Annotated in this window: 20 protein-coding genes; all 20 read right to left on the reverse strand. The window is 61.7% G+C overall.

Going from position 1 to position 22,112, the window contains the following annotated elements:
• Positions 1-125: 125 nt before the first annotated feature.
• Positions 126-1,367, reverse strand: coding sequence for a flagellar hook-length control protein FliK (locus CWR53_RS15390; RefSeq protein WP_100851993.1), 1,242 nt, complete (start codon positions 1,365-1,367; stop codon positions 126-128).
• An 89-nt stretch (positions 1,368-1,456) separates the two neighbouring features.
• The gene (locus CWR53_RS15395) at positions 1,457-1,804 is read right to left on the reverse strand and encodes an Hpt domain-containing protein (RefSeq protein WP_058606072.1); all 348 of its coding nucleotides are present in this window, start codon (positions 1,802-1,804) and stop codon (positions 1,457-1,459) included.
• A gap of 48 nt (positions 1,805-1,852) precedes the next feature.
• Positions 1,853-3,544: a fused response regulator/phosphatase gene (locus tag CWR53_RS15400; RefSeq protein ID WP_100851994.1), complete on the reverse strand. Its 1,692-nt coding sequence runs from the start codon at positions 3,542-3,544 to the stop codon at positions 1,853-1,855.
• An 8-nt stretch (positions 3,545-3,552) separates the two neighbouring features.
• Positions 3,553-3,858 carry an STAS domain-containing protein gene (locus CWR53_RS15405; protein ID WP_058606070.1) on the reverse strand — a complete coding sequence of 102 codons (306 nt, stop codon included), beginning with the start codon at positions 3,856-3,858 and terminating at the stop codon, positions 3,553-3,555.
• Between the two features lie 301 nt (positions 3,859-4,159).
• Positions 4,160-4,612 (reverse strand): flagellar export protein FliJ, encoded by a 453-nt coding sequence (gene fliJ / locus CWR53_RS15410; RefSeq protein WP_058639126.1) that lies wholly within the window; start codon positions 4,610-4,612, stop codon positions 4,160-4,162.
• Between the two features lie 6 nt (positions 4,613-4,618).
• On the reverse strand, positions 4,619-5,974 hold the full coding sequence (gene fliI / locus CWR53_RS15415) for a flagellar protein export ATPase FliI (RefSeq protein ID WP_058606068.1): 1,356 nt from the start codon (positions 5,972-5,974) through the stop codon (positions 4,619-4,621).
• On the reverse strand, positions 5,964-6,740 hold the full coding sequence (gene fliH / locus CWR53_RS15420; RefSeq protein ID WP_058639128.1) for a flagellar assembly protein FliH: 777 nt from the start codon (positions 6,738-6,740) through the stop codon (positions 5,964-5,966). Before fliH ends, fliI begins: the two co-directional genes overlap by 11 nt.
• Before the next feature lie 116 nt (positions 6,741-6,856).
• Positions 6,857-7,876, reverse strand: coding sequence for a flagellar motor switch protein FliG (fliG, locus tag CWR53_RS15425; RefSeq protein WP_023533955.1), 1,020 nt, complete (start codon positions 7,874-7,876; stop codon positions 6,857-6,859).
• Positions 7,869-9,647, reverse strand: coding sequence for a flagellar basal-body MS-ring/collar protein FliF (gene fliF / locus CWR53_RS15430; RefSeq protein WP_100851995.1), 1,779 nt, complete (start codon positions 9,645-9,647; stop codon positions 7,869-7,871). Before fliF ends, fliG begins: the two co-directional genes overlap by 8 nt.
• Before the next feature lie 15 nt (positions 9,648-9,662).
• The gene (gene fliE, locus CWR53_RS15435) at positions 9,663-9,995 is read right to left on the reverse strand and encodes a flagellar hook-basal body complex protein FliE (RefSeq protein ID WP_100851996.1); all 333 of its coding nucleotides are present in this window, start codon (positions 9,993-9,995) and stop codon (positions 9,663-9,665) included.
• Between the two features lie 227 nt (positions 9,996-10,222).
• Entirely contained in the window at positions 10,223-11,581 is a 1,359-nt protein-coding gene (locus CWR53_RS15440) for a sigma-54 dependent transcriptional regulator (protein ID WP_100851997.1), read from the reverse strand.
• Entirely contained in the window at positions 11,581-12,798 is a 1,218-nt protein-coding gene (locus CWR53_RS15445) for a PAS domain-containing sensor histidine kinase (RefSeq protein WP_100851998.1), read from the reverse strand. The genes CWR53_RS15440 and CWR53_RS15445 overlap by 1 nt, the downstream gene beginning before the upstream one ends.
• A gap of 141 nt (positions 12,799-12,939) precedes the next feature.
• A complete protein-coding gene (gene fleQ, locus CWR53_RS15450; RefSeq protein WP_100851999.1) occupies positions 12,940-14,415 on the reverse strand; it encodes a transcriptional regulator FleQ in 1,476 nt (491 codons plus the stop codon).
• Between the two features lie 165 nt (positions 14,416-14,580).
• Entirely contained in the window at positions 14,581-14,874 is a 294-nt protein-coding gene (locus CWR53_RS15455) for a hypothetical protein (protein ID WP_058639133.1), read from the reverse strand.
• A gap of 16 nt (positions 14,875-14,890) precedes the next feature.
• Complete coding sequence (gene fliS, locus CWR53_RS15460; protein WP_023533967.1) at positions 14,891-15,292, reverse strand: flagellar export chaperone FliS; 402 nt, start codon at positions 15,290-15,292, stop codon at positions 14,891-14,893.
• A gap of 129 nt (positions 15,293-15,421) precedes the next feature.
• Positions 15,422-16,804 carry a flagellar filament capping protein FliD gene (fliD, locus tag CWR53_RS15465; RefSeq protein WP_100852000.1) on the reverse strand — a complete coding sequence of 461 codons (1,383 nt, stop codon included), beginning with the start codon at positions 16,802-16,804 and terminating at the stop codon, positions 15,422-15,424.
• An 83-nt stretch (positions 16,805-16,887) separates the two neighbouring features.
• Entirely contained in the window at positions 16,888-17,238 is a 351-nt protein-coding gene (locus tag CWR53_RS15470; protein WP_058639136.1) for a flagellar protein FlaG, read from the reverse strand.
• 76 nt (positions 17,239-17,314) lie between these two features.
• Positions 17,315-18,727, reverse strand: a complete 1,413-nt coding sequence (locus CWR53_RS15475) for a flagellin (RefSeq protein WP_100852001.1) — start codon at positions 18,725-18,727, stop codon at positions 17,315-17,317.
• Between the two features lie 516 nt (positions 18,728-19,243).
• Positions 19,244-20,173 carry a ketoacyl-ACP synthase III gene (locus tag CWR53_RS15480; RefSeq protein ID WP_058606129.1) on the reverse strand — a complete coding sequence of 310 codons (930 nt, stop codon included), beginning with the start codon at positions 20,171-20,173 and terminating at the stop codon, positions 19,244-19,246.
• 368 nt (positions 20,174-20,541) lie between these two features.
• Entirely contained in the window at positions 20,542-22,104 is a 1,563-nt protein-coding gene (locus CWR53_RS15485; RefSeq protein WP_078478888.1) for a flagellar hook-associated protein 3, read from the reverse strand.
• Between the last annotated feature and the right edge of the window lie 8 nt (positions 22,105-22,112).

The raw sequence follows: 22,112 nt of genomic DNA on the forward strand, positions 1-22,112 counted from the left end.
AGATGGCTTGGGGTGAGCAAGTGTTATGCCAAATACGCGTGCGTCAAGGCATGCCAGGACTTACAGCAGTGCCGTACGAACAAAAACAGGGGGGCCGTTTAGTACCCCCTGCCCCTACATGCGCCTCAGGCGTAATAATCCACAGCGCTGTCCCCGATCACCACCTGCTGCTCCGCAGGCCGTTCCCGCTCGGCAGCGTCGACCGAGCCCTCCCCCGCCCGCGCAGCAACGCCAGACAAGCTACTGCCTCCCTGCCCCTGCGCCGCCTGCCCGTGTTGCTGCTGACCACGCGACTGGTCGGCCACATTGACATCCGGCTGGGCCAGGCCCTGCTGGGCAAAGAGTTCGCGCAGCCGGTGCACCTGGCTGTCCAGCGTATCGCGCACACCGACGTGGCCGCTGATGAAGGTCACCTGGGTGGCCTGGTCGGCGGCGACGTTGACGCGGATGTTCAAGCGCCCCAGCTCGGCAGGCTCGAGCTGTATATCGGCCGACTTGAGGTTCTGGCTGGACAGGTACATGACCCGGTTCACGAGCCCCTCGGTCCAGGCGTTCTGGTTCATCGACAGCGGCTGCTGCAACGGGTTGGGGTTCACCGGCACGGCGTTGGCCGTCTTGGCCGTTGCGGCCTGGGTGAGATTGGCCAGGCGGCTGGCGAAGTCATCGATACGCGTATCGCTGCTGGCGCCCTTGGTGTCTTTCAACCCTTCTTCGAGCAATGCGCCGAAGGCTTTTTCACCGGTGTCGGTAGAGGCTTCCTCGGCCCCCTTACCCGCCTGCGCCAAGGTATTGACGGACGCAGCCTGAGCCTGCTGCTGACCAGGGTCTACGGCATGGGCCGAGGTGGCCCCCTTGGCCTGAGCACTGTGCTCCAGCGCCAGGCGCAGGGTAGGCAGGTTCGCCAGGGCATCGGCAGCAGGGTCGAAGTCCGGCGCTTCCTCGGACGGCGGCTGATCATTGGCAGCCTGCAAGACAGGCGCTACTGCCTCGGCCTGGGCCTGGATCAACTGGGCGCCAGGTTGCGCATCAGTGACCTGCCCGGCAACCAGGCTGGCATCGCGCATACCCGTATCGGCCTGGGTCGCTTGCTCGGTTGGCGAGGCATTGCCGTCATCGGCAACGGCGCGCTTGTCAGCGGGCTTGCTTTTGCCGCTTGAGGTCCCCTCAGCCTTGTCAGCGGCCTTGCTCGCAGCAGGCTTGTCTGCAGCACCGGCAACCTTGTCACGCCCCTGCTTGGCCATCACCTGACCGAAGCCATCGCCCTGCTCGCCCAGTGTCTGCTGGGGTTTGCCGGCTGCGGCGCTAGCAGAGCGGGATGCGTCGGCCTTGATGTTGGCTTGCAGCAAAGGGTTGGATGCAACAGGCATTGAGCAGTCTCCGCGCCATAAACAAAATGATCACGGGTATTACCCAGCAAAACTCGCGCCAACTAATACAGAGGCGGTAAGCGCGTGGGCTAACCGGCCGATATACGATGATGTTCGGCCCGGTAGAAGCGCTGCACCTCGGCAAACTCCACATCAATACGGTTGATGAGGTCTTCGATGCCCAGCAGCGGAGGATGGCGGGCCTTGTCCTCGAGTTCCTGGCAAAGGGTTGCCAACGCAACGGCACCCATGTTGCTGCTGCTGCCTTTGAAACTGTGGGCGGCGGCGCCGAGTTCAACTGCGCTGCGGGCAGCGTGAAGTTGGCCAAGGCGCCGTTCAGAATCGTCCAGGAAGGTCTGCACCAGCTGCAGATAGCCGTCTTCCATGATTTCACGCAGGTCACTGAGTACCTTGTGGTCGATATGCATGTCAGCCACTTGTTCGCTCCTTGATCAAGTCAGATTATGGCAGAGCCCGATGCGGACTCACCAGATGAACTCAACGTGCGCACAGCGCCCGCCCTCTGTCCAGCGCGCCACCGTAGACAGGCGCCTGACCAATGCCAGTCCTCGGCCACTGAGGCCTCGCTCTGGCAACGGCTGCGCAAGCACCTGCTGCACGTCGAACCCTTCGCCGCTGTCCCTGACCTCCACTTTCAGACGCCCACCTTCGGCAAGCGGTTCAACTGCAAGATCGATGCGCACGTAACCTTCCTCGATCACCTGCAAGCGTCTGGCTCGCTCCTGATAGTAATCGGCAAAGCCTGGCGCATCGCATTTGAGCCGAGCGTCCAACCCCAGCACGCCATGTTCAAGCGCATTGGAATACAGTTCGCTCAGCACACTGTAGAGGGTGCCGGCCGATGAACGCAGGCCGTGTATTTCCTGCAACAACTGCACCAGGTAGGGCACCGGGTTGAAACGCCGCAGACTTTCGCCCCTCACATCGAAACTCAGCGACCAGTCCATGGCGCTACAGCGGCCCAGGCCCTGAGGCAACATCGGCATGGGCTGCGGCAACTGCGCACCCAGCATGCGTATGTCACACAGGCTGACATCGTCACGCGCCCGCCCACCGAAGCGTTGCAGCGCGTCGAGCAGCTCATCGAACAACAGCGCGGGATCGCGATTGTCTGCCAGTACTGCCCGCAGGCGTTGCTCCCCGAACAAACGCTCCTGATCGTCGGCGGTTTCCAGCACCCCATCGGACATCAACAACAGCCGCTCGCCCGGCGCCAGCGGCCAGACTTCGGTCTGGTCGTCGAATTGCTCAGCACTCAGAACCCCCAGCGGCAAGTGCCGGGAACTCAACGCAGACAACACCTGGCCCTCAGCAGCCAGCACGAAGCCATCGGGCATGCCGCCATTCCACACCTCCACTGCGCCGCGCTGCATGCTCAGGTTGACCAGCAGTGCGCAGCAGAACATGTCGCCAGGCAGAATGCGCTTGAGCTTGGCATTCATCTCTCGCAAAACTTGCGCCATGCCATAACCCTTGGCCGTCATGCCGTAGAACACTTCAGCCAATGGCATGGCTCCCACGGCAGCCGGCAGCCCGTGCCCGGTGAAATCCCCCAGCAGCACGCGCATGTCCCCGGACGGCGTGAGCGCGGCCAGCATCAGGTCGCCGTTGAACAGCGCGTACGGCGATTGCAAAAAGCGGATGTTCGGTGCATCCAGACAGCCGGAATGGGCTACCTTGTCGAACACGGCTTTGGCCACCCGCTGTTCGTTGAGCAAGTGGTGGTGATGCCGTGCTATCTGGTCGCGCTGGTCCAGCACCGTGGCCTGAAGCCGTCGCAGCCGGTCCATGGCCCGAATCTTGGCTGCCAGAATGACTGCGCTGTAGGGCTTGGGCAGAAAATCATCACCACCGGCTTCCAGGCACCGCACCAGGGCATGCTCTTCGTTGAGTGCCGTGAGAAAAATGATGGGCACCAGGGCTTCGCCAGCCAGGGCCTTGATCTGCCGCGCCGCCTCGAAGCCGTCCATGACCGGCATCAGCGCATCGAGCAGCACCAGCTGCGGGCGTCGAGCCTTGAACACGTCCACGGCTTGCTGGCCATTCTCCACCGTGAACACTTGATGCCCTTGGCGTCTGACGATCTGTGCCAACAGCAAACGATCGGCCGCGCCATCTTCAGCCACCAGCACGGTCAACCCAAGCTCATCAGCCATCGGCGCGCTCAACTGATGTCGAAGAGCTTGTCGAAATTGGAGATGGCGAGGATCTTGCGTACATCGCAATTGGCATGGACGACCCGCACATCCGCCGCGTCCCCGCCGACATGATCGCGCAACAGCAGGAGCATGCCCAATGCCGAGCTGTCGAGGTAGGTCACCTCCTGCAAGTCGACGATGACCGCGTCAGGGCGGCTTGGCTGGCGCTCGTAGGCCTCGCGAAAGGCCTGGTGCTTGCCGAAATCGAAACGTCCCTTGATCTTGATCGTCAGCTTTTTACCGTCCTGCGAGACATCGGTTTCCACTGCCATGCTAGCGATTCCTTCGATGATGGCGGATGCGGCTCCATGAAGGTGTAGCAGTCATGGGGCGAGGGGGCAAGCGGGTGACGGGAGTGGTGTAGATTGACAGGCATGGGGCAGGGCCGTGATGGGCGCTCAGCCCCCGCGGATCTTAGGCGCTCAGCATAGATCGCTGGGGCCGCCGTGCGGCCCATCGCGGCGCAAGGCCGCTTACCCTGACCGCGTAGCGCCTGGGTCAGTAGGTTCACAGGGCCTTGTAAGAGCGGCCTAGTGCCGCGATGTGCCGCACAGCGGCCCCAAGACTTCCCCGCTACAACGGCCCCTGCCGCGGCAGCCGCTGGGACAATTCGTCGAGCAGGCGCTGCTCGCGCTTGTCCTCGGCGCGCCGAGCCTCGTCCATATAGCGTTGCACCAGCTTGCGCAGGCCCTCTACCCGCGCATACGCCTGCTGCCAGGTGTCGCGGGCGTTGGCGAGGTTGTTCTGGTGCCAGGTGAGGCTCTGGCGCTGTTGGGTCATGGCTGTTTCCAGCTGGCCGAGAAAGCGCTGGTAGTTGACCAGCCAGTTCCCGTCGACACCCTGGCCACCCCGGTTGAGCCACTGCTGTTGATAATCCTCGCGAAAGCGCTCCAGTTCCGTCAGCTTGGCCTGAGCCGTGGCCACCTGCTGCTGGAAATGGCCCAGACGCTGGGCCGCCTTGCGCTCGGCTTCCTCGGCCATGTCCACCACGGGAGCCAGGCGCGCCGCACGTCCGGGCAGTGCCATGGCCTATCAGCCCGCCGGGGGCGTGAAGATCGCCCCCAGTTGGTCGCGGCTTTGCGCCATGCTCACGTTTTCACGCAGCCCTTGACGCAGAAATTCCACCAGCCTGGCCTGCAGCGCGATGGCAAGGTCGGTCTCGGGGTCCCCGCCCGCCACGTAGGCACCCACGCTGATCAGGTCGCGGCTCTGGGACAGCCGAGACCAGAGCTGCTTGAATTTCTGCGCCTGGCGAAGGTGGTCGGCATCGACCACCTGGGGCATCACCCGGCTGATGGACGCTTCGATGTCGATTGCCGGGTAATGGCCCTCCTCGGCCAGCCGTCGCGACAGCACGAAGTGGCCGTCCAGCACACCCCGCGCCGAGTCGGCGATCGGGTCCTGCTGATCGTCCCCCTCGGACAGCACCGTATAAAACGCCGTGATCGAGCCGCCACCCGGCTCACCATTGCCAGCTCGCTCCACCAGCTTGGGCAGCTTGGCGAACACCGAAGGCGGATAGCCGCGCGTGGCGGGCGGCTCACCGATGGCCAGGGCAATTTCCCGCTGCGCCTGGGCAAAGCGGGTCAGCGAATCCATCAACAGCAGCACGTTCTTGCCCTTGTCGCGAAAGTACTCGGCAATACGGGTGCAGTACATGGCCGCCCGCAAGCGCATCAGGGGCGCATCGTCCGCGGGTGAAGCCACCACCACAGAACGCTTGAGCCCCTCCTCGCCGAGAATGTGCTCGATGAATTCCTTCACTTCGCGGCCCCGTTCGCCAATCAGGCCGACCACGATGATTTCGGCTTCGGTGAAGCGGGTCATCATGCCTAGCAGCACCGACTTGCCCACACCGGTACCGGCGAACAGGCCCAGGCGCTGGCCGCGCCCGACGGTGAGCAGGCCGTTGATACTGCGAATGCCCACGTCCAGCGGCTTGCTGATCGGGTCGCGGTTGAGCGGGTTGATCACCGGCCCGTCCATCGGCACCCAGTCCTCGGCCTTCATGCCGCCCTTGCCGTCCAGTGCGCGGCCCGCGCCGTCCAGCACCCGGCCCAGCATGCTCATGCCCATGGGCAGCCGACCACCGTCGTCGAGCGGCACCACGCGGGCACCGGGGGCGATGCCGACAATGCTGCCAACCGGCATGAGGAACACCTTCGACCCGGAGAACCCCATCACCTCCGCCTCGACCTGTACCGGGTGGTAGCTGTCGTCGTTGACCACCAGGCAGCGGCTACCCACAGCCGCCCTGAGCCCCTCGGCTTCCAGGGTCAGGCCCACCATGCGCAGCAGTCGCCCCTCGACCACCGGTTGCGCCGGCACCTCGATGGCCTCGGCATAGCTGCCCAGGCGCTTGGCGAAGCTGGTACGGTCAAGGCGCATCGGGGTTCTCCACCGGCGCGTCCAGGTCAACACTCACATCCGGCGCTGCCGGGTGCAGCGCATGATCATGCATCTGGTCGAACAACTGCGCGACGGTCTTCTCGATGCGGGTTTCCATGGTCGCATCGATACGGCTATGGGCGGTCTCGATACGGCAGCCACCGGGAAGCAGGGTGCTGTCTTCGAGCAGGCGCCATTGTTCTTCGTGGCGCTCGCGCAAGGCCTTGGCCAGTTCGAAATCCTGCGGGTTCAAGTGGATACGGATGTTGTCGGCACCCATGGGCAGGCGCTTGAGGGCTTCGCGCAGCACCTGGGTGATCTGGCTGGAATCGCTCGTGAGTTCCCGGCCGATCACCTGGCGCGCCATGTGCGACACCAGGTGCACCAGGGTTCTCTCGATCTGGGTGTCCTGCTCGGCGATAGGCTCCATCAAATGGGTCATCAGCTTTTCCAGGCTGGCCAGCTTGGCCTTCAGGGCCTCGTCGGCCTCTTGGCGCACTTTGAGCTGGGTGCTGTGAAAACCATCACGCTCACCTGTGGCGAAGCCTTCGTTATAGGCTTCCTGGCGAATGGCTTCCAGCTCTTCGAGGGTCAGCGGCTGGACTTCCTCCAGTGGCACTTCCTCGACTTCTTCCTCCACCTCGACCGGTTCGGGCTCAGGTTCGGGCGCGGGCTGGGGGTCGAAGCTGGGCAATGTCCAGACATCCACGCCCTCAAGGTCGCGGGCCCGGATCAGGTCACTGGGGTGGTGTTCTTTGGTCGACATTCAAAAACCTGTCTGTCAGGGTGCCAGGCGCCATGCCGCCTGTCGAAGACTGCACGCTAAGGCAGATCGCGTGCGCGACGCAATCGCCTTGCGCGGACCCATTGGCGGCTCGCCGCTTAGATCATTTCCTCGGCACCTTTGCCACCGAGCACGATTTCGCCGGCTTCGGCCATGCGACGGGCGATGGTGAGGATTTCCTTCTGGGCCGTCTCGACATCGCTGACACGGACCGGGCCCTTGGCCTCGAGGTCGTCGCGCAGCAGTTCCGAGGCCCGCTTGGACATGTTCTTGAAGACCTTGTCCTTGACCCGCTCGTCCGCGCCCTTGAGCGACACCACCAGCACGTCGGAGGACACTTCGCGCAGCAACGCCTGGATACCCCGGTCATCCACATCGGCCAGGTTGTTGAAGACGAACATCAGGTCTTCGATCTGCTCGGACAGGTCGCTGTCGATTTCACGGATCGAATCCATCAGGGCGCCTTCCACCGAGCTGTCGAGGAAGTTCATGATGTCAGCGGCACGCTTGATGCCACCCAGGGTGGTGCGCGCGGCGTTGGAATTGCCGGAGAACTGCTTCTCCAGAATCTGGTTCAGCTCCTTGAGGGCAGCAGGTTGCACGGTATTGAGCGATGAGACGCGCAATACGATGTCCAGCCGAACCTTGTGGTCGAAGTTGCTCAGCACCTCACCGGCCTGATCAGGGTCCAGGTAAGCCACGACAATGGCCTGGATCTGCGGGTGCTCGTAGCGGATCACGTCGGCCACGGCGCGTGGTTCCATCCACTTGAGGCTGTCCAGGCCACTGGTGTTGCCACCGAGCAGGATGCGGTCGACCAAGCCGTTGGCCTTGTCCTCGCCCAGTGCCTGGTTGAGCATCTTGCGAATGTACGCATCGGAGCCCACGCCCAGGCTGGTCTGATCGCCAACCACCTCGACGAACTCGCTCATCACCTGTTCGACCTGGTCACGGTGCACGTTGCCCATCTGCGCCATGGCCACGCCCACGCGCTGCACTTCCTTGGGCCCCATGTGGCGCAGTACCTGCGCGGCATCGGTTTCACCCAGCGAGAGCAGCAGGATGGCTGCCTTGTCGACGCGGCTCAGCTTGGCGGTAACGGCTCGGTTATCACTCATCGGCGTTGATCCAGTCTTTCACGACCTGGGCCACACGGCCCGGGTCTTCGGCCACGAGGCCTTTGATTGCGTTGAGCTGTGCCTCGTAACCCTCGGTCGGGCTAGGCAGCAGAATGCTTGTCGGGCCACCCAGGCTGACGCGGTCGTTGGCCAGTTCGCCATCCAGACCGATCATGCCGCCCAGCTCCATGTCGTTTTCCAGGGCAGGCTGCTTGCCACCCCCTGTCAGGTTGTTGAGCACAGGACGCAATACACCGAACACCAGCACCAGGATGAACAGCACGCCCAGCACTTGCTTGACGATATCCCAGAACCAGGGCTGCTGGTAGAACGCGATATCGGCAATCTCTTCGCCACGGTCTGGCGCAAACGGCACGTTGATCACGGTCACGCTGTCGCCCCGGCTGGCATCGAAGCCAACGGCGTCCTGGACCAGCCGGGTGAAGCGCGTGAGGTCCTCGGCAGCCCACGGCACATGGGTGGTCTCACCGGTGGCGGCGTCCACCTTGACCTGATCGTCCACCACGACCGCCACGGACAGGCGTGTCATGCGCCCCTGCTGCTGGCGGGTGTGGCTGATGGAGCGGTCAAGCTCGAAGTTCTTGGTGCTCTGCTGGCGTTTATCCGACGGATACGGCGCGAGCATCGGCTGGCCGGTGGCCGGGTCCATGATCTGCTGGCCATTGGCATCGACCAAGGGCTGGCCAGGCTGAATGGCGCCTGCTGCACCCGCGGTGCCACCCGTGGTCTGTGGCGCCGAAGCAGCACCCGGCGGCTGGTTGCTCAGCGCGCCCGGCACACCTTGTGGGCCCTGGCTGCTGGCGCGCTGCTCGTCGACCGACTGCTCACTGCGCAGCGCCGGTTGGTCCGGATTGAACTGCTCGGAGGTGGACTCGACCGCACTGAAGTCCAGGTCGGCGGACACTTCGGCCTTGTAACGGTCGTTGCCCAGCACCGGTTGCAGGATGTTGTGCACGCGCTGGGTCAGCATGCTTTCCATCCGGCGACTGTAGTCGAACTGCTTGCCGGCCTGGGTCAGGGCAGAATCCTGGATCTGTTCGGACAGCAGGTTGCCTTTCTGGTCGACCACGGTGACCTGGGACTTGTCCAGCTCCGGCACACTGGTGGCCACCAGGTTGACGATGGCCATTACCTGACCGGGCTCAAGCGCACGACCTGGATAGAGCTCGACCAATACCGATGCGCTGGGCCGACGCTCGTCGCGCACGAACACCGAGCTCTTGGGAATGGCCAGGTGCACGCGGGCACCCTTGACGTTGTTCAGGCTCGACACGGTGCGCGCCAGTTCACCTTCCAGGCTGCGACGGTAGCGCGTGGCTTCCATGAACTGACTGGTGCCCAGGCCCTGCTCCTTATCGAGCAGCTCGAAGCCGACGTTGCCGTCGGTAGGCGCCACGCCCGCTGCTGCCAGCTTCAGGCGCGCGCGGGAGATGTCGTCGGCCTTGACCAGCAGGGCCCCGGAGTTGGGTTCCACGTTGTAGGCAATGTCGGCCGCCGCCAGGGTGTCCATGACCTGCTTGGTGTCCATACCCGACAGGCTGGGGTACAGCGGACGGTAGTCCGGTTGCTGCGACCACAGCACCACGGCAAAGCCGATCGCCACGCTGGCCGCCAGGCCGACCATCAAGCCGATCTGACGCAGCATGGGCATCTGCGCAATGTTTTCCAGGAACGCCAGGCGCACCAGGGGGGCCTTGGGCGCTGGCGCGCCGCCCTTGGCGGGCGCGTTGTCGACGACTGCTTCAGCCATGGTCTACGTCTGCCCTCAAACCGGCATTTGCATGATGTCCTGGTACGCCTGGACGAGCTTGTTGCGTACCTGGGTCAAGGCCTGCATCGAAACGCTGGCTTTCTGCGAAGCAATCATCACGTCGGTGAGATCGACCCCGGTCTTGCCGATTTCGAAGGCGTTCGCCAGCTGCGAAGAGGCCTGCTGGGTGTCATTCACCTTGCCGATGGCCTGGCCCAGCATGTCGGCAAAGGTACTTTGCCCTGGGGCCAGCTCAGGGGCGGCTGATACTTTCGGCAGCGACATGGCATCGGCCTGCATGGCGCGCATGTCCAGCGTCAGACGATTGAATTCAACACCTTGGGTCATGGGCTTCTCTCTCCGGCGGCCGCATATTTTTGACAGTCATGCGGCGGATAGCCTTCGTAAAGCAACAAAGGTGCCAGCCTTGTAAAAGGGTGATGCATCGGGGAAAAACCGCGGATATCAGGCTACGAGGCACCGTGAAGATCAGTCCCCGCCCGGCGAGCAATTGCTGAAAGCGGGCTGCGTTGCACAGGCTCGAGAGGACGTCCGCAGGCTAAAACGGGACTGTCTCACTCGCCGAACAGGCTGGCTTCGACGTCGAAACCGGCGTCGCGCATCTGGGCAAGCTTATAGCGCAGCGTGCGCGGGCTGATGCCCAGACGCTCGGCCGCTTCCTTGCGCCGGCCCCGTTCGGCCCGCAAGGTGTCGATGATCTGCTGGTACTCGTGACGTCGCTTGTCGTCACCCTGCTCGACGGACTGTTCACGCTGCCCAAATAATGGCACAGTGCCACCTGACAAGGGAATGGCGCCATCAAGACAAAAATCCGCCGCCTCGATCACGCCGCCTTGCTGCAGAATCAGAGCGCGCTGCAATGCGTTGTCCAGCTCACGTACGTTGCCAGGCCAGGTCCAGGCTTGCAGGCAGGCCTGCGCATCGGCGGACAGGCGCACCGGCGCATGCTGCATCTTGGCAACGTGACGTGCCAGCAAGCGCTCGGCCAATTGAACGATGTCGCCGGGCCGCTCGCGCAGGGGTCGCCAGGCCAGCGGAAACACGGACAGCCGGTAGAACAGGTCCTCGCGAAAACGACCGGCAGCCACCTCGCCCGCCAAGTCCCGGTTGGTAGTGGCCACCACGCGGATATCCAGCGCGATGGGCTTGCGCCCCCCTACCCGCTCGACCTCACGCTCCTGCAGCACCCGCAGCAACTTGGCCTGCAAGGCCAATGGCATTTCAGAGATCTCGTCCAGCAGCAAGGTGCCACCGTTGGCCTGTTCGAACTTACCAGGCTGGGCAGCGATCGCCCCGGTGAAGGCCCCCTTCTCATGGCCGAACAGCGTGGCTTCGAGCATGTTGTCCGGTATGGCGGCACAGTTGATCGCAACGAACGGCTGGCTGGCACGGGGCGACTGCTGGTGGATGTAGCGCGCCAGCACTTCCTTGCCCGTACCCGACTCACCAGAAATCAGCACCGTCGAATTGCTGCGCGCCACGCGTGCGGCCAGCTCCAGCAACTGCCGGCTGGAGAGCTCGCACGCAACCGGGCCCTCCTCGCCCGTCACACGCCCGGCGGCATGCCGCTGCACAAGGTTGAGCAGCGCCTTGGGCTCGAAGGGCTTGACAAGGTAATCCACCGCGCCTTGGCGAATGGCCTCCACCGCCCGTTCCACGGCCGCGTGAGCGGTCATCAGCAATACCGGCAAGTGCGGCTGCTGGCGGCGCAGCTGGGCCAGCAATTGGTGGCCGTCCATGCCTGGCATGTTCACGTCGCTGATGACCAGGTTGAAGGGTTCTTCGTGCACCACCTTCAAGGCCTGTTCGGCGCTGTCCACCGCCCTGAAGGCGAAACCACCCAGGTCGAGGGTATCGGCCAGTGCCTCGCGCAGCACCCGGTCATCCTCGACCAGCAATACGTTCACGCTCATCACCGGCTCTCCGCCAACGACCCGTCGATCAAGGGCAACTCTACTCGTACGCAGGTGCCGCGCCCTACCTTCGAGCGCATCTGCACGCTGCCGTGGTGGGCCTTGACCACCGCCTTGACCACCGCCAGCCCGAGCCCCGTGCCGGTCGACTTGGTAGTCAGGAAAGGCTCGCCAATACGGGCGAGCAGATCAGGTGCAATGCCAGTGCCAGCGTCACTGATGCACAGGTGCAAAGTCTGCTGGCGCCGCCATAGGTGCACCTTGAGCCGCGCAGCGCCCTGGCTGGCCTGGGTGGCGTTTTCAATCAGGTTCAGCAGTGCACCCACCAGCGTGTCGCGGTTGCACAGCAGCTCACCCAGGCGGCTGTCACACTGCCAGCGCACCGTGTGCCCCTGAACATGCGTCTGCGCGGCCTGCTGCAGCGCCTGGAACAAGGCTTTAGGAGAAATCCGGTCCGTGAGGGGCAACTCGCCACGGGCGAACACCAGCATGTCGCGGACCTGTTGTTCCAGCTCGTGCAGGCGCTCCTTGAGGCTGCCAGCGAAGCGCTGCCGGGTCTGGGTGGTCAACGCCTGTTCAGGGTCGGCCAGGTGGCTGGCGTAGAGCATGGCGGCGGAAAGCGGCGTGCGGATCTGATGCGCCAGCGAGGCGACCATGCGCCCGAGTGAGGACAATCGCTCGTGGCGTGCCAGTTGGTCTTGAAGGCGACGGGTTTCCGTCAAGTCGTTGAGCAGCACCAACTGCCCCGGCTCGGCATCGAGCGAGCGGGTGGCGATGGAGAGGCGACGGCCGTCGCGCAGGGACACTTCATGGCCGTCGTCCAGGCGCGGGGCAAAACTGCGGGCAATGACTTCACGCCACAGCTGCCCGATCAATGGCTCGCCCAACAGCTCACAGGCGGCCGGGTTGGCTTCGCGAACGCTACCCTGCCCGTCGATGACAATCACCCCGCCGGGCAGCAAATCGAGCAAATGCTGCAAGCGGTTGGCCAGACGCTCTTTCTCGTTCAGCTCCTCGATGCGCTGGGCGCTGACCACCGCCAGCTCACCCTTGAGCTCACTGACCCGGGCTTCGAGCAGGCTGTAGGACTGGCTAAGCTGGCTGGAGACCTGGTCGAACAAAGCGAACGCCTGCTCGACACCCTGGCGGCTTTCCTGCTCGACCAGTGAATGCGCCTGGGGGGAAAGGGCTCGGGATACATGGGCGGCCTGGGGCATCGTGCTCTCTCGCGTGGCTGACCGTCATAAAAACGGTGTGGTGGCCAGTGCGTAGCAATACCCGTGCCGGAGATAAGGGCTTACAACATTTGCCGGAGGCTTCGCACTCCAGGCAGAGAACCTACCGCCTACCGACGACGATCACTCCTCTGCCTGGTCTTCACCACCCTGCCGGCTCATCCCATACTTGCGCATTTTCTCGACCAGCGTGGTGCGGCGAATACGCAAGCGCTCGGCAGCGCGGGCAACGATGCCGTTGGCGTCGTCCAGGGCTTGCTGGATCAGACCCTGTTCCAGGCTGCCCAGGTAGTCCTTCAGGTCCAGGCCTTCAGGCGGCAACATGGCTGGGTTGCTGAAGTTGGGCGCGTGCCCGTTGATGGCGATGCGCTCTTCCAGGTCGTTGCGCAGGGTATCGACCATCTGCTCGTCTTCGTCATCGATGTAGCGGAATTTCTTCGGCAGCTCCGATACACCGATCACGCCGTAGGGGTGCATGATGGCCATGCGCTCAACCAGGTTGGCCAGCTCGCGCACATTGCCCGGCCAGCCATGGCGGCACAGGGACATGATCGACGCCGAGTTGAAGCGAATGGAGCCGCGCTTTTCGTGCTCCATGCGCGAGATCAGCTCGTTCATCAGCAGTGGGATGTCTTCGACGCGCTCGCGCAGTGGCGCCATCTCGATGGGGAAGACGTTAAGCCGGTAATACAGGTCTTCGCGGAAAGTGCCGGCCTCGATCATGTGCTCGAGGTTCTTGTGGGTCGCGGCAATGATGCGCACATCAATGCTCTGGGTCTTGTTGCTGCCCACCCGCTCGAACGTACGCTCCTGCAGCACGCGCAACAACTTGACCTGCATGGGCAGCGGCATGTCGCCGATTTCATCGAGGAACAGCGTGCCGCCATTGGCCAGCTCGAAGCGGCCAGCGCGGCTGGTGATGGCGCCGGTGAACGCGCCTTTTTCATGGCCAAACAGTTCGCTTTCCAGCAACTCGGCCGGGATCGCGCCACAGTTGACCGGCACGAACGGGGCTTCGCGGCGCTTTGAATGATAGTGCAGGTTGCGCGCCACCACCTCCTTGCCCGTGCCCGACTCACCCAGGATCAACACACTGGCGTCGGTGTCGGCTACCTGCTGCATCATCTGGCGTACGTGCTGAATGGCGCGACTCGTGCCCACCAGGCTGCGGAACAGGTTCGGCTCGCGCTGGCGACCGCGCTCACGCGCTTGGTCGTACATCTCGCGGTACACCTGTGCGCGGTGCAGCGAATCGAGCAGTTGGCTGTAGCTGGGCGGCATTTCCAGGTTCGACAGCACGCGGCGGCGCAGCTCTTCAGGCAGTTCGCTTGAAGAAATATCACCTAAAAACAGAACAGGAAGGAACTCATCCCATGAAAGCACTGTCTTAAGGAGCCCGAGCAGTGTGCCGGGCGTGTTGACAGCGCCCACGAGCACGCACAGCACCTCGCGACTTGAAGACAAGGGCTCGACCACCTGCTGCCACTCATGGCTGGCGCAGGACAGGTTTTCTTCGCCCAGGAAGTTGAGCACCACCGCCAGATCGCGGCGGCGGGTGCTGTCGTCATCGATCAGGAGAATCTTGGTTTCACGCCACATGCAATAGCAACTTCCCTAGTCATATCGGCGCCCGAAGGCGTGCTCGACATCATTCCGACTGAATGGTCAGTGTTCGGACGTCTGGAATACGAGAACAGGCACTAGTTAAGTCAAAAAGGGTCGCACAGTCAAATTTATGGCGCCTTTCGTTCAGTTACAGGCATCTTAACTGAACAAATGATAAACCTTTGAAGCATTCTTCGCTTGGTTGATCTGCATCATCTCATCGGCAATCGCCTGACGTTCGCCGGTTGTCACCTCGATGAGGCTGCGGTAGACCTCCATCACCCCTTCGAGCTTCACGCGCAATAGCTCTTCATCGTAGGCATGCGCTTCGAGCACTTCGTCAATACACGTGCGACACGCCACATCCAGCCTGGCGATGGTATCCCAATCCCGTTCGCCCAAAGCGCCGAGCAGCGCATCACAGGTGTCGTCGAGCCGTTGCAGTGCAGTCACGGTAAACTCCTTGCCGTCAATCGGCCGGCTGGATATCGGCGATGCCGTCCCAACCGCTCTTCACGGTGATCATCAGCTGGGCGACTTCATCAATGATGCGAGCGTCGTTATCAACGTTGGCCTGCATCAGGCGGTTGGTCATGTACACGTAGAGCGCATCGAGGTTTTCGACGTACTCAGGGTTCTCGCTTTTTTCTGGCACCAACCCATCGCGCAGGCCGATGATGATGTCGATTGCCTTGCCCAGCATGAGGCCTTTCTCGGCAATGTCCCCGCGCGCCATCGCGCCCTTGGCCTGGGCCATGCGATCGAGCGCCCCTTCCATCAGCATCTGCACCAGACGGTGTGGCGTGGCTTCGGAAATCTGGGCATGGGAATTGACCTTCTGGTACTGACGAAGGGCTCTCATGGGGTTCATCGTGCGACCTCGTTGCGTGAAGCGTTGAAAGGTGGATACCTTCTTTATCGGGTCCGTTGCGCAAAACTTTAAAACCCGCTGCATGAAAACCGTTTCCTAGAAGGCTCACATGCAACGGGTTGACGTCACTCAGTCATCGCTCTTTTTATTGAGGGCGTTGAGGGTGCTAAGCACGGAGTTCTGCTGCTGACGCAGCTGGGTCACCAGCGTATCCATGTTGTTGTACTTATCCTGCAGGCTCTTTTTCAACGCTTCCATCCGCGCATCGAGCGTGTCCTGCTCGGTCTTGAGCTTGTTCAGGCTTTCACTGAGCGTTTGGGAGCGCAATGCCAGTGTGCCTGTGGAGGCTTTGGCGAATGGCTCGGTCACCTTCTGTAGGCGCGCCAACAAGCCGTCCTTGCCGTTGAAAATGCTGGTCAGGTCAGCGGCGTTGGTGGTGGCAGCCTTGTCCCACTTCTTGTCATCCAGGCTCAACGCACCGCCGTCTTGGGCGGAAGTGACGCCAAAGGCGGCAAGGGACTTCAAAGTCCCATTGCCAGCCACGGCATTGAGCTCGTCCTTGATCGAAGCCATCAGCGCGCGCATCGATGCATCACCGGTCAATGCCGCTGCCGTCATGGTGCCGTCTGCGTTCTTCGTGACCTTGGTCTCGGCGTTTACCGCCGTAAGCAAAGCGTTGTAGGTATCGATGAAGCCTTTGAGACCTGACTTGAGCGCAGTGCTACTGGTGGTCAGTGACAGAATAGTCGGCGTATCGCCACCGCTCGCGTTTTTCGGAGAAACGCCTTGCAACTTGATGTTCAGACCGCTCACGGCATCTGTGATGTCGTTGGTCTTGGACTTCATGGCAATGCCATCGAGCGTGTACTCGGCATCCGCGGGTTCGTCGATCACGGTGTATCCGGTATCGATACCGGAATTGCCCGACAGCGTAATGTCGGACCCCTCGCCCATCTTGTTCGAGGTGATGACCAGACGCGAACCGTTGGCGTCGGTCAGTACGTTGGCGCTCAGGCCTGCGACACCGAACTGGCTGTTGAGATTGTCCCTTACCTGCTGAAGCGTTGCTCCAGGAGGAATGCTCAGGTCGTGATTTTTTCCATTTTGCGTAATGGTCAGAGTAGTGGCGGTGGTGCCTGGGTTGACAACTGAACCCGCTCCGCCTGAGTAGACCTTTGTGGAGACTTTCGACGCTGTAGCCAGCTTGCTCACGATCAGCGAGAAAGAGCCATTGGCAGCGCCGGCGCCCATAGTGACGGTGGCCACCTTTTCATCAGAAGACTTGAGACTCAGCCCACCGAAACTGTTGGTATCGGTCATGTTGGTCAGCGCGCCCCGGAAAGCATCCAGCGCAGCCTGAATCTTGCCGATCGAGGACAACGTGGTGGTTGCCTTCAGCGTCTGGGTGTTGATTTGCGACTGCTTGGGCGCTTTTTGCGCGGCAACCAGCGAATCCACGATCGCCTGGGTGTCGATGCCCGAGCCAATCCCACTGACTGTTGTACCTGCCATCATTGCTCTCCTTGAACGGTAGCTGCCGGATCCTTGGCGATTAAATCCTTGAAAGAGCCACCAACAACAAAAATCATGCCAGCCTACGCGCGGCCTTCAAACAGCAGGCTGCCGGCTTCGCTGAGGCTTTGCGCCAACTTGAGCGCTGTCTCGGAAGGCAACTGGCGGATGACTTCGCCCGAGTCGGTGGCGATAACCTTGACCACCACCTGCCCCGTCGAATCATCGATGGAAAAATCCAGCTGACGCTGGCTGGACTGTACGAATTCGCGAATATCACCGACAGCCTTTTCCAGGTCTTCGCGCGTGTGCGGCTGACCGTCAGGCGCGGCGGCTTCCTGCACTTTGGCAGGGGTCTTGGCCTCCTTGTCCATGACAGAGGACGCAGGTACGACCGAAGGATACACCTGGTTCAGCTTGACACTGATGTCCATGCTCCGAACTCCTCATGTATAAAACGGCAAAAGGGCACGTAAACGCGCCCTTTCACCCTTTACTCAGGCGCCTGAATTACTGGAGCAGTTTCAGAACCGAGGAAGGCAGCTGGTTGGCCTGGGACAGGATCGCAGTGGAAGCCTGTTGCAGGGTCTGCTGCTTGGTCAGCTCGGCAGTTTCCGAAGCGAAGTCCACGTCCTGCACGGTCGAACGGGCAGCGGTGGAGTTCTTCTGGATGTTCTGCAGGTTGTCAACGGTGGTTTGCAGACGGTTCTGGGTAGCACCCAGGCCCGAACGCACGCTGTCGATCGAACCGATGGCCTTGTCGATCACCGCCAGAGCGTTCTGAGCGTTGGTGGAGTCGGTCACGTCCGTTTGCGAGATGGTGGTTTTCTTGGAGGTTAAGGCAGTACCAAATACTTCAGTAGCACCCGCACCGCTCAGTGAGTAACCCTTAGCCGAATCGAGGGCAACGGCACCGGTGGCAACCAGGTCATCTGCAATGGCAGCGCCGGTGGAGAACTTGCCATCACCACCTTTGGATGCAACTTCAATCCCTGCACCTGCGGTAGTGCCGCTGAACTTCACATTTTCGCCAGTATCGGACTTGATCGACAAAGTACCCGCTGTCTCATCGAAATTGACACTAATACCAAGCTTAGCGGAGTTGGATTTCAGTTGGTCAGCAAGGCTGGCAGTGTCTGTCACGCCTTTGATATCAACTTTCTGATCCCCGACTTCCATGGTGAAACTTACAGGCGTGGTCCCAGCAGCAGCCAGCACGCTGAAGCTCACTTCAGTACTCGCAGTTGCCGACAATCCACCAATCACACCATTGAGACCTTTGGCGATTTCCTTGGCAGAGGCACCAGCGCCCACAGTATAGGTTTCACTCTGGCCGTTGCCGGTCACGACGATATCGCCACCAGTCAAACCATCGGCTTTAGGCGCTGCAGTAACGCTCTTGAGCTGCTGCGAACCAATGTTGTTGGCAGCAACGTTGTCCAGCGACAGGTTGATGGTTTCGTTGGCGTTGGCGCCGACCTGGATGGCTTTGGTGCCGTAGGAACCGTCCAGCAGTTTCTGGCCACCGAAGGTGGTGGTCTGCGAGATACGGGTCAGTTCGGCGGTCAGTGCCTGATACTCGTCGTTGTTCGACTTACGGTCTTCGGCGCTCAGCGAGCCGGTGGACGAGGACAGCGCCAGGGTGCGCATCTTTTGCAGGATGTCGGTCGAAGCCTGCATAGCACCTTCAGCGGTCTGCGCGATGGAGATGCCGTCGTTGGCGTTCTTGACAGCCTGGCCCAGGCCATTGATCTGGCTGGTCAGACGGTTGGAGATCTGCAGGCCGGCAGCGTCGTCTTTGGCGCTGTTGATACGCAGACCCGAGGACAGACGCTGCATCGAAGTGGCCTGAGCGTTGCTGGCCTTGTTCAGGTTGACTTGGGTAGTAACCGAAGCAATGTTGGTGTTTACAGTTAAAGCCATGACGAAATCCTCGTTGTATGGGTGCTGCGGCTTCCGGCCTTGGCAACCGCCGGATTGGCCTAGAGAACCTTCGTAATGGTTATCGTCGGATAGCCCGGTTGCTTGAGGGGTTTTTTTAAAAAAAAATGCTGGCATGCGGCCAGCCCTGGAAAATCAAGGGGTTAAGCGCGGAATTTTGGCGTCAAAAAGCGGATTAGGTGGGTGATGGGGGGGATGGGGCTGTCTTGGAGTTGATGAATGACGTGGCGAACGAGAGGCCGAACGGGAATGGGGCGGAGGTTTCAGGCGTGCAGCTTCGCGTCAGGAGTTGTTGGGGCCGCTGCGCGGCCCATCGCGGCGCAAGGCCGCTCCCACCAGGGTCTGCGATAGTCTCAACTCAGGCGTCACACAATTCGTGTGGGAGCGGCCTTGCGCCGCGATGGGCTGCGCAGCGGCCCTAAGATTCCAGCTTCGCCGCTTATGTTGGCACCGGCCGCGTTGGTCCGCAGGGCGATCCTGGAATTTGGTCTAAACCCATCAATCCCGATAAAGAATCGCCGAAGCCCAGGACAGCCCCACCCCAAACCCGCTCACAGCCACCCGCTTCCAGCTGCCGTCGAGCATGTGCTTTTGCAGCAGCAACGGTACGCTGGACGACACGGTATTGCCCGTCTCGAGCATGTCTTTCACGAATTTCTCCGGGTGATGCTCCTCGAACCGGCGAGCCACCGCATCGACGATCGCCGCACTGCCCTGGTGGATGCAGAACGCATCGATGTCCGAAGACTGCAGGCCACTGGCATCGAGCAGCTCGTGCAAATGCGCCGGCACCTTGACCAGAGCAAAGTTGAACACCTGCCGGCCATTCATGAAGAACGTGCCATCGGATACCTTCAGGTGCTCGGCACCCGAACCGTCGGTGCCGAAACGCGCCTCGCCCAGCTTCCAGACTGCGCCATCGGCCATCCAGGTGGCCGTGGCCGCGTCGCCGAATAGCATGGTGGTATTGCGGTCTTCCGGGTCGACGATCTTCGAATACGGGTCGGCGGTGATCAGCAGCCCGTTCTTCAGGCCCGCCGCCTCCATGAAGCCCTTGATCGCATACAGCCCATACACATACCCCGAGCAGCCCAGGGAAATATCGAACGCTGCCACGCGGGTAGACAGCCCGAGCTTGCTCTGGACGATGGCGGCCGTGTGCGGCAGGCCTTCTTCATCGCCATTCTGGGTCACCACGATCAACGCGTCGATCGACTGCGGATCGAGGTCGGGGTTGTTGGCGAACAGTGCCCGGGCGGCCTCCACGCACAGGTCAGAGGTTTCCTGCTCCGGGGCCTTGCGTGGCAGGAAGGACGCACCGATCTTGCCGAACATGAACTCTTCGTCCTTGCCGAACTTCGCACCCTGGACGTAGTTGTCCAGGCCAGCGGTGGGCACGTAACTCGCGATACTCTTGATGCCAATCATTCTGGCTTCCCAATGAAAACAGCCAAAGACCACCACTCGATCGATTGAGGGCGCCAAAAACCGGAGCGTCACCGCCTGGGGAGGGGATAGAGCAGAGCCTGCCTGCGCACCGGTAACAAAATGCTGCAACAGCTGCTGCATAGAATACAGGGAAGATGACCGTTTTGACTCATTGGTCACATTGAAATGCAACGAAAGTCAGGGACAGGCGGCCAGCACGTCCCATATCAGGACATGGTCAATGGGTCATGTGGGCGGACACGGCGCACTCACTAAAAGCGCTGGGAACGCTTGGCCATAAGTGCTACGACACGGTTGAGCGCGCCCCAGCAGGACCCTCAGGCCCTGCTGGTGATGCGCTCGTCAGCTCAAAGTTTGTTGAACAGGCTCAGTTGCGAGATGCGCGAGAATGCCAGCTGAGAAGCCTCCAACATGGCCTGCTGCAAGGTCAGGGTAATGGCCGCCTGCGACATGTCGGTATTGCCGATGGCGTTCTGCGTGGTCTTGTTGGCGACCCCCAGGCTGGTATTTTCCTGTCGCTGAATTTCCAGCGAGTTCCCGCGTGCGCCGATCGAACCGCGAGTGATATCCACCTGCTCACGAGCACTGCCCAGGTTTGCCAGCGCCGACGCCACTGCATCCTTCAGCCCGTTGGCAACGGCAGCCCCAGTGACCGGCGTATCGAGCGCAGCGCGCAACTGACTGATTGTCTCCAGCACGTTCTGATTCTGATGATTATTGGCTGTCACCGCGAACTGGTCACCGGCTTCAGGGGAACCGTTGACCTGGTAGGTCACCCCGGCAACCGTCAGAGACGGTGCCGTGAACGTACCTGTCGCTACCGGCTTGCTGTCGGCAGTCAGCGGCTGCGCGTAGAACTCATAGCTGCCAGGCCCCGTGAATTTGATCACTGCGCCGTTGCTTGGAAATGTACTGCGATATGCCTCGGGATCACTCACGGTACTGCCGGTGACTTGTGCGGTGGAGGGGTTGCCTGCACCGCGGGTCGTGGTAAATGAATCCGGACGGGTTGCCAGGGAAAACTCGCGCCCACCCACCGCCGCATCAGCATCGGCGCCCTCCTCCAACGTGACGGTGATCTCGAACTCCACACCGCGCAAGGCAATGCGGTTGGCCCCTTCGGTCTGGCGGTCGAAGTGACCATTGGTCGGGGTTTCGGACGTGATGTCGTTACCGTTGGCATCGGTGATCATGTACTGGGTGGCGCTGGTAAACGTGAGCTTGTAGGGCTGGCCTGCGGTAAAGCTTTCGTTGTAGGTATTGCTCGATTTAAGCAACCCAGGCGAAACACCCACCACACCATCATCGACGGCAGGCACCAGCAGGTTCGATTCGGTGCGGCTTTTGTTCTTGGCCGAATCGAAAATGCTAAAGCCGGTGTCGTTGGTCGCCAGGTTCAACGTGTCCGAAACCTGCAGGCTCAACTGGGTCTGGTCGCCATGGTAGCTGTAGGTCCCGTCGGAATTACGCACATACGGCGGCGTGGTGCTCTTGGAGCCGCCGAACATGTAGTCGCCGTTGGCATCGCGGGAATTGAGCAAGCCGAAGATGTTGGCCTCGATCTCTTTGAGCTCGGTGCTGATCGATACCCGGTCGGCATCGGTCACGCCCGCACCACCGGCGCGGATTGCCAGTTCGCTGGCACGCTGCATGGCATCGTTGATGGTGGCGAGCACGCTCTCCTCCTGCAGCAAGGCGTTGCTCACAGTGTTGATATTGCCGCTGTACTGGTCCAGCAGCGACTGCTGCTGTTGCAGCAGCAGCAGGCGTGCCGCCCCGACAGGGTCGTCGGCGGCGGTCTGGATACGCACGCCGGAGGTGACCTGATCGTTGGTCTTGTTCATGGCGGAGAAGTTCTTCGAGTAGCTGTTGGCGCTGGATTCGTAGAACTGGGCAGTGGAAATACGCACGGTCGCTT

It is taken from the genome of Pseudomonas sp. SGAir0191, from assembly GCF_002812565.2.
In the GTDB taxonomy this organism is placed as follows: Bacteria; Pseudomonadota; Gammaproteobacteria; order Pseudomonadales; family Pseudomonadaceae; genus Aquipseudomonas; species Aquipseudomonas parafulva_B.